Raw genomic sequence first — 11,858 nt, forward strand, 5'->3', positions numbered from 1 at the left:
GGACTCTGCTGCGGGCTTCCCAGCGATGAGGTCCACAAAGGGCCGGGCCGTGGCTTTTGCCTACGCGGGCCGACTGCATCTAAATAAGACGGATGAGCATCGAAAATCCCGAAGGGGGATATGAAAGAAAATGTTTCGCGATATCGTTTGGCTGGTTTCTGTAGGAGCAAAGCTTTCTGTCATTCAACATTGATGTTGACTGACCCAACGCCATCGCGAGCAAGCTCGCTCCCACAGGTGATCTAGGGTGTTCACAAATAACGTGTTCGCAGAAGATCCCTGTGGGAGCGAGCTTGCTCGCGATGAGGCCCTATCAGTCACAGAAGGGTTCAACCCTGCTTGAACATCTCCTTCGCCCGCTGCTCAATCTGCTCCTGAGTCAGATCTTCCTTGCGCGTGGCCAGAAACCACAGATGCCCATAGGGATCCTTCAGGGTTCCCGAGCGGTCGCCATAAAACTGATCCTTGACCTCGGACACCACTGTGCCGCCAGCCGCAATCGCCTGTTTATAAGACTTGTCCACATCGTTCACATACAGATGCAGCCCTACAGACGGCGACTTGTCCGGATTGCTCAGCGGGCCCTGATCGCACGGCGTGCCAAGCATGATCGGGCAATCGCCGATGCGCAGTTCGGCATGCCCGATGCCGCCATCGGGCATGGACAGGCGCATGACTTCGGTGGCGCCAAAGGCTTTCTTGTAGAACTCGATGGCTTCGGCCGCTTTTTGAATGCCCAGGTACGGGGTGATGCTGTGATAACCCTCTGGAATGGGTTTGACGCTCATGGCTGTTCTCCCTGTTTTTTGTTTTGGGATGAAGGTGGTCCTTCGCCGATTTACAACCTATGAAGAGTAGTAGGAGCTGCCGAAGGCTGCGATCTTTTGACCTTGGCTGCGGTGCGGCCGACGAAAAATCAAGATCAAAAGATCGCAGCCTTCGGCAGCTCCTACAGGGTGTAAGGCATAACAACGCCACTGTTCAGCCATCAACAGCGGAGCAGCAGATTGCTCGGGTTGCTCATGGATAAAACCTTCTGAACGGCCCAGAACTCCCCGAAAACATTGGTTCGCACGGTCAGGCACAGAAGCTGCAATGCCCTCTGGTAAACACTGGTACCGAGAGCCTTGTATGCCTGAATCTGCCGTTTATCCGATCAATCCACCGGCCGCCCATCGGATCGCCAACGAAGCCGAAGCCTTGCGCGTCGCCGAACAAGTCGCCGCGATCCTGCTGGAACAAGACGCCGAACGCGACCGCACCCGCCAAGTGCCCGCCGAGATCGTCGATCTGTATTCCAACAGTGGTTTGTGGGGCATCAGCGTACCGAAAGAGTTTGGCGGCGCGCAGGTGTCCTATGCGGTGTTGGCGCAGGTCATCGCGATCATCTCGGCGGCCGATCCGTCCCTGGGGCAAATCCCGCAAAACCACTATTGCCTGCTGGAAGACATTCGCCTGCAAGGCACGCCTGAGCAGCAAACGCACTTCTTCGGGCTGGCGCTGCAAGGTCACCGCTTTGCCAATGCCTTGTCGGAAACTGGCGGCAAGAACGTGCAGGACATTCAGGCGACCATCCGCCGTTACGGCGACGGCCATGTGATCAACGGCCGCAAGGGTTATTGCACCGGTTCGCTCTACGCCCACTGGCTGGCGGTGCTGGCGCTGGATGAAGAGCAGAAGGGCCAGTTGGCCTTTGTCGAGCGCGGCACCCAAGGGCTGGTGATCGTCGACGACTGGGACAGCATCGGTCAGCGCACCACCTCCAGCGGCACGGTGCTGGCTGAGGATTTGCACGTCTCGGCGTTCAATCTGTTCCCGACGTATCGCTCTTATGAAACACCCACTCTGGCGGGCCCGTTCGCGCAGTTGACCACCGCCGCCATCGATGCCGGCATCGCCCGTGCGGCCCTGCGTGACACCATCACATTCGTTCAGCTGTTCGCTCGGCCGTGGATCGACGCGGGTGTGGAAAAAGCCAGTGAAGATCCGCTGACCATCATTCAGGTCGGCGGCCTGGAGATTCGTCTGGAAGCGGCCGAAGCCTTGCTGGAACGCGCCGGTTGGGCGCTGGATGCCGCACGTTCGGCACCTGACGAAGACAACGTCGCGCAAGCCTCACTGGCAGTCGCCAAAGCCAAAGTGCTGACCACCGAAATCGCCATTGAAGCCAGCAACAAGCTCTTCGAACTCGGCGGCACTCGCTCAACCCTGAGAAAACACAACTTCGACCGCCACTGGCGCAACGCCCGGGTCCACACCCTGCATGATCCGGTGCGCTGGAAGTACCACGTGGTCGGCAACTGGCTGCTCAATGGCGTCAAACCACCGCGTCACGACTGGTCCTGACCATGGCCGAGTGGCTGAAAAACATCTATTGGGCCGACATTGCCCAAGCCTGCCTCGACACCCTGAGCATGCTCGGCGCCGCCCTCGGTTTTACCGTGCTGCTGGGCCTGCCACTGGGCGTGGTGCTGTTCCTCACCGGCAAGCGCCAGTTGCATGAAGCGGTCGGTGTTTATCGGGTGCTGTCGGTGATCGTGAACATGCTGCGTTCGCTGCCGTTCATCATTTTGCTGATCGTGCTGATTCCCTTGACCACGTTGTTGGTCGGCACTTCACTTGGTGTGCCGGGGACGATCCCGCCGCTGGTGGTCGGTTGCACGCCGTTCTTCGCGCGTCTGGTTGAAACCGCCTTGCGTGAAGTCGATCGCGGGGTGGTGGAAGCGACTCAGGCCATGGGCGCCAACACGTGGCAGATCATCCGCCACACCTTGTTGCCCGAAGCGCGGGGAGGGTTGCTGGCGGCGGTCACGGTGACCGCGATTGTGCTGGTGGATTACACGGCGATGGCCGGCGTGATCGGCGGCGGTGGTCTCGGCGACCTGGCGATCCGCTACGGCTATCAGCGTTTTCAGACTGACGTGATGGTGGTCACCGTGGTGCTTCTGCTGATCCTGGTTCAGGCCCTGCAAATGAGCGGCGACCGACTGGTGGCGCGCTACAGCCGACGATAAAGACTCGATTCAACCATTAAAAACCGGCCCAACGTCCGCCCCACGACGGCCACTCAATCTGCCTAGGAGCACAGCATGAAAAAGACCCTGGCCATTCTGGCTGCCGTCCTGTCGTTCAACGCTCACGCCAACGAAAAACTCATCGTCGGCGCCACCCCGGTGCCGCACGCGGAAATCCTCGAGTTCGTCAAACCGACTCTGGCCAAGGAAGGCGTGGACCTGGACATCAAGGTTTTCACCGACTTCATCCAACCCAACCAGCAATTGGCGCTGAAGAACCTCGACGCCAACTATTATCAGTACCGACCGTTCCTCGATGATTTCAACAAAACCCGTCATACCGATCTGGTACCGGTGGTCGGTGTGCACATTGAACCGTTTGGCGCTTACTCGACCAGGATCAAAAACATCGCCGAGCTGAAGGATGGCGCCACGGTGTCGATCCCCAATGACCCGGTGAACACTGGCCGTGCGCTGGTTCTGCTACACGAAGCCGGCCTGATCAAACTCAAGGATCCGAGCAACACCCTGGCGACTCAACGGGACATCATCGAAAACCCCAAGCACCTGAAAATTCGTGAACTGGAGGGAGCGCTGCTGGCCCGTTCGGTGAGCCAGGTGGACCTGGCGTTTGTCTTTGCCAACTACGCACTGGAAGCGGGGATTGATACCAACAGCGCGTTGATTGTCGAGAAGGGCAAGAGTTTGTACATCGAGTTTCTGGTCGCGCGGCCGGACAACATCAACGACCCGGGTTTGCAGAAACTGGCCAAGGCGTTGAACTCCGATGAGGTTCGGCAGTTCATTTTGACCCGCTACAAAGGGCAGATTGCGCCGGGGTTCTGATCTTCTGCCGGCCTTGAAGGCGCCATCGCGGGCAAGCCTTGCTCCTACAGGTTTGTGTCGTTCGCAATAATCACCAACGACACAAACCTGTAGGAGCAAGGCTTGCCCGCGATGGCCGCAACGCTATTTCGGACCTGTCCCGGATTCCAGCAGCTGCGCCCCCGGCCCTCGCTCCCCCAACACATCGCCAAAGTTGCGCAACGGACACGCCTCCATCGACAAACACCCACAGCCAATGCAGCCATTGAGCTTGTCCCGCAGCAAGGACAGCTGATTGATCCGCTCATCCAGATCCCGACTCCACTGCGCCGACAACACCTTCCAGTCCGCCGCCGTCGGCGCCCGATTGTCCGGCAGCGATTTCAATGCCTCGCCAATCTCCGCCAACGGAATCCCCAATCGCTGAGCCACTTTGATCAACGCCACCCGCCGCAACACTTCCCGGGGATAACGCCGCTGGTTGCCCTGGTTGCGATTACTTTTGATCAAACCCTTGGATTCGTAAAAGTGCAGCGCCGTGACCGCGACGCCGCTGCGCGCAGCCACTTGGCCTACGGTGAGTTCCTTGTGCAGATTTTCCGAGGTGATCATTTAAAAAATGCCCCTTGACCTCAAGTTAACTCGAGGTTTTACCCTGCAGGCCTTCGGATCGCAAGAACCGGCTTACAGGTGAGTGGGGACTATTCATGCAACTGTCAGAGAAAAATCGCAGCTTCACCCAATTGATCGAATTCGAGATCGAACCGTATCAACAGCCCGCACTGGTGTCGGCACTGTCGAAACAGACCGAGCGTCTCGCCCAGGACTTCACAGGTTTTCTGAGTGCCAGCATCCAGGCCAGCGACGATGGCCGGCGGGTGCTCAACTACCTGCAATGGCAAACACGCGAGGCGGGAGAGGCCGCGTTTAAAAGCTTTGAAAGCGGCGAGCAGGATTTCTGGCAACTGATCCGCGCCCATCAGGCGAAAACCGTGACCTTCGGCTCGTTCCAGGTACTGCACAGCCTGGAACGCAGCCACGACAACGCATTGCACTGCAACTTGGTGGGTTAGATCGACAGCTGCATGACACGCTCGCCCTGAAGGTTTTCCGTGGGCCGGCGTTTGTTAACCGCCAGCTCGCCGATCTTGATCAGCCGCGTGCGGGTTACGTTGCGGCTCAGCCCCAGCAGCGCAGCGGTATGCACCTGGTTGTAATGACTGAATCGATAGGCCGCCCGCAGTAAAGCGTCTTCGACTTTCTCGTGCAGCGCTCCGGCCTGTTCTTCGAAGAGCTTTTGAAAGGCGCGATCGAGCAGCGCTTCTGGTGAGTCGTCGACGTTGTTGTGGTAATCGTCCTGACGCTCGATGCGCATGTTCGACAGCCGCAGGTCGTCGCGTTCGATCACGCCGTTACGGCAGATCAGCAGGGTGTGGTGAATGACGTTTTCCAGTTCGCGGATGTTGCCCGGCCAGCTGTAGCTGCGCAGTTTCAGTTCGGCCTCTTTGCTGATGGTGATGGTGCCGTAACCGAGGCGCTGGCTGTAGGCTTCGACGAAGTGTCGGGTCAGCGGCAGGATGTCGCCGGGGCGGTCGCGCAGCGGGCTCAATTCCAGGCTGACCACGTCGAGGCGATAGTACAAATCCTCGCGGAAATGCCCGGCGTTGATGGCTTTCTCCAGTTGCACGTTGGTCGCCGCCAGCACGCGCACGTTGATGGGAATGCTCTTGCGCGAACCCAGTCGCACCACTTCGCGCTCCTGCAACACCCGCAACAACTTGACCTGAATCGCCATTGGCAAATCGCCGATTTCGTCGAGGAACAACGTGCCGCCGTCGGCCTCCTCGAACCAGCCGGCCTTGGCGCTCAGCGCACCGGTGAAGGCACCTTTTTCATGGCCGAACAACTCGGCTTCCACCAGGGATTCGGAGAACGCGCCGCAGTTCACTGCCACGAAAGGCCGGTTACGGCGGGCGCTGAGGTTGTGGATATGTCGCGCCACCAGCTCCTTGCCGGTGCCGGTTTCGCCGATGATCAGCACGCTGGCTTCACTCGGTGCGACTTGTTGAATGTGGGCGAGCAAGGCCTGGGATTTAGGGTCTTCGAACACCTGCGCCGTGGCGCGGATCGAGGTGGCCAGAGCGGGCGAGGGCGGTAAGGTCAGCAGTTGCATGGGCAGGCTCCATGAATAGAAGGCTATGAATAGAAAGTCGGAATCGGCAGGGACTGGTTGAGCGCCCAGTCACCCAGTTCATGGAGTTTGTAATCCACCGGGTCGTGCAGGGTTTGCGTGCGCAGGTTGCGCCAGTGGCGATCCAGTCGCAGTGAGGCATGCGTTGAGCGGGCGCCGGTCACTTCGAACAACCGGCTACAGAGTTCCAGACCATTGCGGGTGGCAGCGACCTTGGCCGTGGCAATGGCGGTAGCCAGGTGTCCACGTTCTTCGGCGCTGAGGTTCGGGCCTTTGGCCCAGGCCTTGTCGAGCAACCCGGCAGCGCGCTCCACCAGCAGTCGAACACTTTCGAGGGCGACCCAGAATTCGCCGTAGTGGCCGAGTACATAAGGATCCTGACGCACATCCTGAGCACTGGATTTGTGCCACGGACGGGTTTCGGTGAGGGTGTATTGCCGCGCCTCTTCGAACGCACCTTCGGCGATGCCGAGAAACATGTGGGTGAAGGTCAGTTGGGCAATCAATGGCCGCAGGCAGGCGAATGGCGTACTCAGCGGACCCGGATCGAGCAGCAATTCCGACTCTTCGACCCGTACCCGTTCGAAGGTCGCGCTGCCGCTGTCGGTCTGGCGCTGGCCCATGTTGTTCCAGTCGTTGTGCAAGGTGATGCCGCTGCGACCGCTGGGAATCGCAGCGATCAACAGCTTGCCGCCAGCGCTTTCGTCCACCGCCGAGGCGATCAGCATTTCCGAATCGCTGGCGCCGGAGCAGAAGCTTTTCTTGCCGGAAAACTCACGCCAGCCACCGAGGTTTTTCACCACGGTGCGGGTGTCCAGCGGGTTGAGGGCATTGCCCCAGAACCAGTTCTTGCGCGCGGTCTGTTCGAACCACGGCTGCCACTGCTCGGGCCGGGCGAACAGGCGCACGGTGGCGAGCATCAGGTGATGGAAGCCGAAGACATGGGCAATCGAACTGTCGACCTTGGCGAACTCGCGCACAATGGTCAGGGTGTCACTCCAGCTGGCGCCGAGGCCGCCGTACTGGGTGGGAATGCTTAAGGCGAGCAAACCGCTGTGGCGCAAGGCATCACGTTCGGCTTTGGGCGTACCGCCACGTTCATCGCGCTCGACAGCGGTCAGGGCAAACTCGGCGGCCAATCGGCGGGCGGTCTGCAAGGGGGATATCAGGGCGCTTTGCGGCTTGGCAGTCACACGGAATTTCCTATATGTCGATGGACCACCGTAGGAGCTGCCGCAGGCTGCGATCTTTTGATCTTGATCTTTGAAATCAAAAGATCGCAGCCTGCGGCAGCTCCTACAGGACCGAGGTCAGGATCAGGCTTTGGCGTGAGCCGGCAGCACATCATTGGCAATCATTTCGCCAAACGGCCCGGTGAGATTGGTAACCCCACGTCCGGCCAGGCTGGCGTACGGCTCAGGCAACAGCGGGAACACCAGCTCGGCAAAGCGATATGCCTCTTCGAGGTGCGGATAGCCGGAGAAGATGAAGCTCTCGATTCCCAGGTCCGCGTACTCCTTGATTCGCGCCGCCACTTGCTGCGGATCGCCCACCAACGCCGTCCCGGCGCCGCCACGCACCAGGCCGACACCGGCCCACAGGTTGGGGGATATTTCCAGGTTGTCACGACGCCCGTCATGCAACGCCGCCATGCGCCGCTGACCTTCGGAATCAAAACGCGAGAACGACTTCTGCGCGGCCGCGATGGTCTCGTCGCTGATGTGCTCGATGAGTTTGTCCGCGGCTTTCCAGGCCTCTTCAGCGGTCTCGCGGACGATCACATGCAAGCGAATCCCGAACTTCACCGTGCGACCGTTTCGCGCTGCGCGCTCCCGCACATCGGCCAGTTTTTCCGCCACGGCGGCCGGTGGTTCGCCCCAGGTCAGGTAGACATCAACCTGCTCGGCGGCCAGTTCATGGGCGGCTTCGGAAGAGCCACCGAAGTACAGCGGCGGATAGGGTTTTTGCACCGGCGGATACAGCGCCTTGGCGTTCTGCACTTGCAAGTGTTTGCCTTCGAAATCCACCGATTCGCCTTGCAGCACCCGACGCCAGATTTGCAGGAATTCGTCGGTTACTTCGTAGCGTTCGCTGTGATCGAGGAAGATGCCGTCGCCACGGTTTTCATCCGGGTCACCGCCCGTGACCACGTTGATCAGCAAGCGGCCATTGGACAGTCGATCCAGTGTCGCGGCCATGCGCGCCGAGACCGTCGGCGAGATGATCCCCGGCCGAATCGCCACCAGATAACGCAGGCGTTCGGTCAGCGGCACCAGCGCCGAAGCAATCACCCACGAATCCTCACAGGAGCGCCCGGTGGGAATCAGTACGCCGTGGTATCCGAGGCTATCGGCCGCCTGGGCCACTTGTTTCAGGTAGTTGAGTGTCACCGGGCGTGCGCCCTGAGTGGTGCCCAGGTAATGGCCATCGCCGTGAGTCGGCAGAAACCAGAAAACATCCATGAAGAAATCCTTAAGCGATTTTCAGCAGATTTTTGGGGTGCACGCCAAACAACGGCGCGGCGCGTTCTGCAGCAAGGCGTATGCGGGCCTTCAAGGGCTCACTGGTTATTTGGTAATTGGAGAAATCGGCTTCGGTGGCATAGACGCCAATCGGCAAGGTCAATGCCTGGAAGAAACTGAACAGCGGCCGCAACTGGTGATCGAGCACGAGTGCATGACGCTCGCTGCCACCGGTGGCGGCCAGCAATACCGGTGTGTCGATCAAGGCATTGAGGTCGATCAGGTCGAACAGATGCTTGAGCAATCCAGGGTAGGAACCGCGATAAACCGGCGCGGCGACGATCAGCAGGTCGGCGTTCTCGATCGCTTGCAGCTCGGCTTCGATCTCGGCGCTCAATTCCTGACGGGACAGCGCGGCGCCCAACGGTCGGGCGATGTCACCCAGTTCAATCAGCTTGCTTTCAATCGGCAATTGCTCCGCCAGTTGCGCCAACAGTGCCTGGGTCAGCACCAATGTGCGGGACGGACGCCAGGTACCGCCGGAGAGGGCAACGACTTTCAATGGACGCGACATGATCAGTTCCTTTTTAAACAGTTGCTCAGGGAGCAGTGAGTAGTCACTGACAGAGAGCAAGAGCTGTACCAATCCCTCGGAGTCCCGATTTACGGGGCTTTCAGCGCGTTGCCCGGTAGACGCTGTACGAATGGCAGAGCTGTTTGTTGAATGACTGTTGCCTGGCAAACAGTTGCTTGAGCAACAGTGTGTGAAGCGATGACAGTTGTTATAAAGGCTCAGTGTTATTCCGTAAAAGACCTTAAATTAATATTTATAGATCATTTAGAGATATAAGGCGCTCTACCTGAGTGACGTTAGGCAAAGTCGATAGCCACTATCGAGAGCGTTGATTTCTACTGATCGGATGCCCGGCGTAGCCTGTGTTCATTGCCCGAACCCAGATACACCAGGACGCTCACAATGAAACCTCTAATCGCTACTTTCTTGCTGCTTGCGGTCTCCGTACTCGCCGGATGTGCCAGCCATGTTTCCCCGGAACTACGGCCCTACACTGCGGAAGAAACCAGGGAACTGGCACTTGAGGCGTTGAATCGTCGCAGTTTGTCCTTCGACGAATACCACGCGAAAAAAGCCGAATTGCTCGGCCAACCCCAAAAATCGTTTAGTTTCGACAAACAAGGCGAGATGAACGCCGAACGTGCTGTACAGCTTCACGGTCGTCCTAGCTGAGAGAAAACTGTACCGCTTGAAGTTTCACGTAACTGTCCATGGGTTTCCCTTAAGGGCTGCGATAGGGTCAACACCTGACTGACCCCAATGGACTGCCACCCATGACGCTCTCGCTCGATTTGCTGCTGGGCTTTGCCCTGTTTGCGCTTGTCACTTCGATTACTCCCGGCCCCAACAACACGATGTTGCTGGCATCTGGCGTGAACTTCGGCTTTAACCGCACCATCCCCCACATGCTTGGTATCACCTGCGGCTTCTTCGTACTCGTCGTGGCAGTGGGTTTCGGCTTGGGCGCAGTGTTTCAAACCTATCCTTTGCTCTATAGCGTGCTGCGTTACGTCGGCGCGGCGTATTTGCTGTATCTGGCGTGGAAGATTGCCCATTCGGGACCGGTTTCCGAGAGTGAAAAGGGCGAGAGCAAGCCAATCAGCTATTTGGGCGCCGCAGCGTTTCAGTGGGTCAATCCCAAGGCGTGGATCATGGCCATCGGTGCCATCAGCACCTACACGCCAATGCAGGGCTACTTCACCAATGTGATCGTGATTGCTGCGGTCTTCGCCCTCATCAACCTGCCAAGCGTTGGCGTCTGGGCTGCGTGTGGCACGCTGTTGCGCAATGTGCTCAAGGATCGCCGCTGGTTGCGCCTGTTCAATTGGGGCATGGCCGCGTTGCTGGTGGCTTCGCTGTATCCGTTGTTGCTCGAAAGCTTTAGCTGACGCATTGCTTCAACCGGTTGCCCGATGCCTGTTAAGCTCGACTTCAGGAGCGTTCCTACGCACTTTTAAATGAAGTTGTTCTTCTTTAACGGCCTCCGATCAGGTATTTCTAACGCTCTGCACATCGGCGCAGCTCACGAGGCTGCGCTTCGACGTTTCAGTGACGAGCTTCCTGATCCCGGAACATGCTCTGCGAGTCTTTTATGAATAAACGTCCGTTGTATTTCGACTACGCCGCCACCACGCCGGTGGATGAGCGAGTCATCAAGGTCATGGTCGAGTGTCTGGGTTTTACCGGCAACTTCGGCAATCCGGCGTCCAGCTCCCATGCGTTCGGTCAACAGGCCCGGCAATCGGTCGAGCAGGCGCGGCGTCAGGTCGCCGAACTGGTCGGCGCCCAGGCGGAGCAGATCGTCTGGACCTCCGGCGCCACCGAATCGAACAACCTTGCCCTCAAAGGCGTGGCCCAGGCTCGCGGCGTTTCTGGCGGCCACATCATCACCAGCCAGATCGAACACAAAGCGATTCTCGACACGGCGAAGCAGTTGCAGGATGCCGGTGTTGCGGTGACTTATCTGGTGCCTGACGCCGAGGGTTTGATTACCCCGCAAGCGGTCAGCGAAGCGATGCGCGAAGACACCTTTCTGGTGTCGTTGATGCTGGTCAACAACGAGCTGGGCACGGTCAACGACATCTCGGCCATCGGCGAAATCGTGCGTGCTCGCGATGCGTTGTTCCATGTCGACGCGGCTCAAGGTGCAGGCAAAGTGGTGATCGACCTGGCCCGGTTGCCAGTGGATCTGATGTCATTTTCGGCCCACAAGATTTACGGCCCAAAAGGTATCGGCGCGCTGTACGTCGGGCCGCGCGCGCAGCAGCGTTTGCAGGCGCAGATTCACGGCGGTGGTCACGAGGGCGGTTTGCGTTCCGGCACCCTGGCGACTCACCAGATCGCTGCCATGGGTGTGGCCTTCGCGCTGGCGGCCTCTTCGTTCGATGAAGAGAAAGCCACGATCGTCCGGTTGCGCGAGCGCTTGCTTGAACAGCTGCTGAGTATTCCAGGGGTTCGCCTCAATGGCAGTCCGACCCAGCGCATTCCCCATACCCTGAGCCTGACCTTTAGTGAAGGCGAGTTCAATTCCGCGGCGTTGAGCACCTCGATCGCGTTTTCCGCGACCTCGGCCTGCAACTCCGCCAGCAACGCGCCTTCCCATGTGCTGCTGGCCCTGGGGCATGACGCCCGCTCGGCGAGTCGCACCATTCGCTTGAGTCTCGGCCGGTTCACCACCGAGCAAGACATCGACCAAGCGGTACACCTGATTAAAGCGGCCTGTGCCAATGCTCCGGCATTTTGGCAATAAGGTCTGAAAGTGTCGGCGTTGATCGGCACTCAACAATAATGAT

At 59.0% G+C, this 11,858-nt stretch carries 13 protein-coding genes; 7 read left to right on the plus strand and 6 right to left on the minus strand.

Translation table 11 applies throughout. The annotated features are described in order from the left end of the window. Positions 1 to 329: 329 nt before the first annotated feature. Positions 330 to 788 carry a VOC family protein gene (locus ACA079_RS08255; RefSeq protein ID WP_046054450.1) on the minus strand — a complete coding sequence of 153 codons (459 nt, stop codon included), beginning with the start codon at positions 786 to 788 and terminating at the stop codon, positions 330 to 332. A gap of 343 nt (positions 789 to 1,131) precedes the next feature. Between ACA079_RS08255 and ACA079_RS08260 the strand changes: the two genes are divergently transcribed. The 3 genes from ACA079_RS08260 (at position 1,132) to ACA079_RS08270 (ending at position 3,860) form a co-directional block, all read left to right on the plus strand. Then, on the plus strand, positions 1,132 to 2,346 hold the full coding sequence (locus tag ACA079_RS08260) for an SfnB family sulfur acquisition oxidoreductase (protein ID WP_497703152.1): 1,215 nt from the start codon (positions 1,132 to 1,134) through the stop codon (positions 2,344 to 2,346). A 2-nt stretch (positions 2,347 to 2,348) separates the two neighbouring features. Beyond that, a complete protein-coding gene (locus ACA079_RS08265; protein ID WP_497703153.1) occupies positions 2,349 to 3,014 on the plus strand; it encodes a methionine ABC transporter permease in 666 nt (221 codons plus the stop codon). 75 nt (positions 3,015 to 3,089) lie between these two features. Further along, a complete protein-coding gene (locus tag ACA079_RS08270) occupies positions 3,090 to 3,860 on the plus strand; it encodes a MetQ/NlpA family ABC transporter substrate-binding protein (protein WP_497271854.1) in 771 nt (256 codons plus the stop codon). A gap of 123 nt (positions 3,861 to 3,983) precedes the next feature. On the opposite strand, the gene soxR is transcribed toward ACA079_RS08270, so the two are convergent. Then, positions 3,984 to 4,451: a redox-sensitive transcriptional activator SoxR gene (gene soxR / locus ACA079_RS08275; protein WP_497703154.1), complete on the minus strand. Its 468-nt coding sequence runs from the start codon at positions 4,449 to 4,451 to the stop codon at positions 3,984 to 3,986. Between the two features lie 95 nt (positions 4,452 to 4,546). On the opposite strand from soxR, the gene ACA079_RS08280 reads away from it, so the two are divergent. After that, positions 4,547 to 4,912 (plus strand): antibiotic biosynthesis monooxygenase, encoded by a 366-nt coding sequence (locus ACA079_RS08280; RefSeq protein ID WP_497703155.1) that lies wholly within the window; start codon positions 4,547 to 4,549, stop codon positions 4,910 to 4,912. Here ACA079_RS08280 and ACA079_RS08285 read toward each other — a convergent pair. From ACA079_RS08285 to msuE, 4 genes are all read right to left on the minus strand, one after another. After that, positions 4,909 to 6,012 carry a sigma-54 interaction domain-containing protein gene (locus ACA079_RS08285; RefSeq protein WP_497703156.1) on the minus strand — a complete coding sequence of 368 codons (1,104 nt, stop codon included), beginning with the start codon at positions 6,010 to 6,012 and terminating at the stop codon, positions 4,909 to 4,911. The two genes, ACA079_RS08280 and ACA079_RS08285, sit on opposite strands and share 4 nt — an antisense overlap. A gap of 23 nt (positions 6,013 to 6,035) precedes the next feature. Next, positions 6,036 to 7,223, minus strand: a complete 1,188-nt coding sequence (locus tag ACA079_RS08290) for an acyl-CoA dehydrogenase family protein (RefSeq protein WP_497703157.1) — start codon at positions 7,221 to 7,223, stop codon at positions 6,036 to 6,038. 123 nt (positions 7,224 to 7,346) lie between these two features. Then, positions 7,347 to 8,492 (minus strand): FMNH2-dependent alkanesulfonate monooxygenase, encoded by a 1,146-nt coding sequence (gene ssuD, locus ACA079_RS08295; RefSeq protein WP_497703158.1) that lies wholly within the window; start codon positions 8,490 to 8,492, stop codon positions 7,347 to 7,349. A gap of 10 nt (positions 8,493 to 8,502) precedes the next feature. Beyond that, positions 8,503 to 9,066 carry an FMN reductase gene (gene msuE / locus ACA079_RS08300; RefSeq protein WP_046049228.1) on the minus strand — a complete coding sequence of 188 codons (564 nt, stop codon included), beginning with the start codon at positions 9,064 to 9,066 and terminating at the stop codon, positions 8,503 to 8,505. 402 nt (positions 9,067 to 9,468) lie between these two features. Here msuE and ACA079_RS08305 point away from each other — a divergent pair, with 402 nt between their 5' ends. The 3 genes from ACA079_RS08305 to ACA079_RS08315 all read left to right on the plus strand — a co-directional run bounded on the left by ACA079_RS08305 (position 9,469) and on the right by ACA079_RS08315 (position 11,815). Continuing rightward, the gene (locus ACA079_RS08305; RefSeq protein WP_497703159.1) at positions 9,469 to 9,738 is read left to right on the plus strand and encodes a hypothetical protein; all 270 of its coding nucleotides are present in this window, start codon (positions 9,469 to 9,471) and stop codon (positions 9,736 to 9,738) included. A gap of 101 nt (positions 9,739 to 9,839) precedes the next feature. After that, complete coding sequence (locus ACA079_RS08310) at positions 9,840 to 10,454, plus strand: LysE family translocator (RefSeq protein WP_497703160.1); 615 nt, start codon at positions 9,840 to 9,842, stop codon at positions 10,452 to 10,454. 203 nt (positions 10,455 to 10,657) lie between these two features. Further along, complete coding sequence (locus ACA079_RS08315) at positions 10,658 to 11,815, plus strand: cysteine desulfurase family protein (RefSeq protein ID WP_497703161.1); 1,158 nt, start codon at positions 10,658 to 10,660, stop codon at positions 11,813 to 11,815. Positions 11,816 to 11,858 lie beyond the last annotated feature (43 nt).

The sequence above is a fragment of the Pseudomonas sp. LBUM1645 genome (assembly GCF_059716185.1).

Coding starts and splice junctions, on each gene's coding strand:
- ACA079_RS08255 (WP_046054450.1), bottom strand. CDS start 788: ATGAGCGTCAAACCCATTCCAGAGGGTTATCACAGCATCACCCCGTAC.
- ACA079_RS08260 (WP_497703152.1), top strand. CDS start 1,132: ATGCCTGAATCTGCCGTTTATCCGATCAATCCACCGGCCGCCCATCGG.
- ACA079_RS08265 (WP_497703153.1), top strand. CDS start 2,349: ATGGCCGAGTGGCTGAAAAACATCTATTGGGCCGACATTGCCCAAGCC.
- ACA079_RS08270 (WP_497271854.1), top strand. CDS start 3,090: ATGAAAAAGACCCTGGCCATTCTGGCTGCCGTCCTGTCGTTCAACGCT.
- soxR (WP_497703154.1), bottom strand. CDS start 4,451: ATGATCACCTCGGAAAATCTGCACAAGGAACTCACCGTAGGCCAAGTG.
- ACA079_RS08280 (WP_497703155.1), top strand. CDS start 4,547: ATGCAACTGTCAGAGAAAAATCGCAGCTTCACCCAATTGATCGAATTC.
- ACA079_RS08285 (WP_497703156.1), bottom strand. CDS start 6,012: ATGCAACTGCTGACCTTACCGCCCTCGCCCGCTCTGGCCACCTCGATC.
- ssuD (WP_497703158.1), bottom strand. CDS start 8,492: ATGGATGTTTTCTGGTTTCTGCCGACTCACGGCGATGGCCATTACCTG.
- msuE (WP_046049228.1), bottom strand. CDS start 9,066: ATGTCGCGTCCATTGAAAGTCGTTGCCCTCTCCGGCGGTACCTGGCGT.
- ACA079_RS08305 (WP_497703159.1), top strand. CDS start 9,469: ATGAAACCTCTAATCGCTACTTTCTTGCTGCTTGCGGTCTCCGTACTC.
- ACA079_RS08310 (WP_497703160.1), top strand. CDS start 9,840: ATGACGCTCTCGCTCGATTTGCTGCTGGGCTTTGCCCTGTTTGCGCTT.
- ACA079_RS08315 (WP_497703161.1), top strand. CDS start 10,658: ATGAATAAACGTCCGTTGTATTTCGACTACGCCGCCACCACGCCGGTG.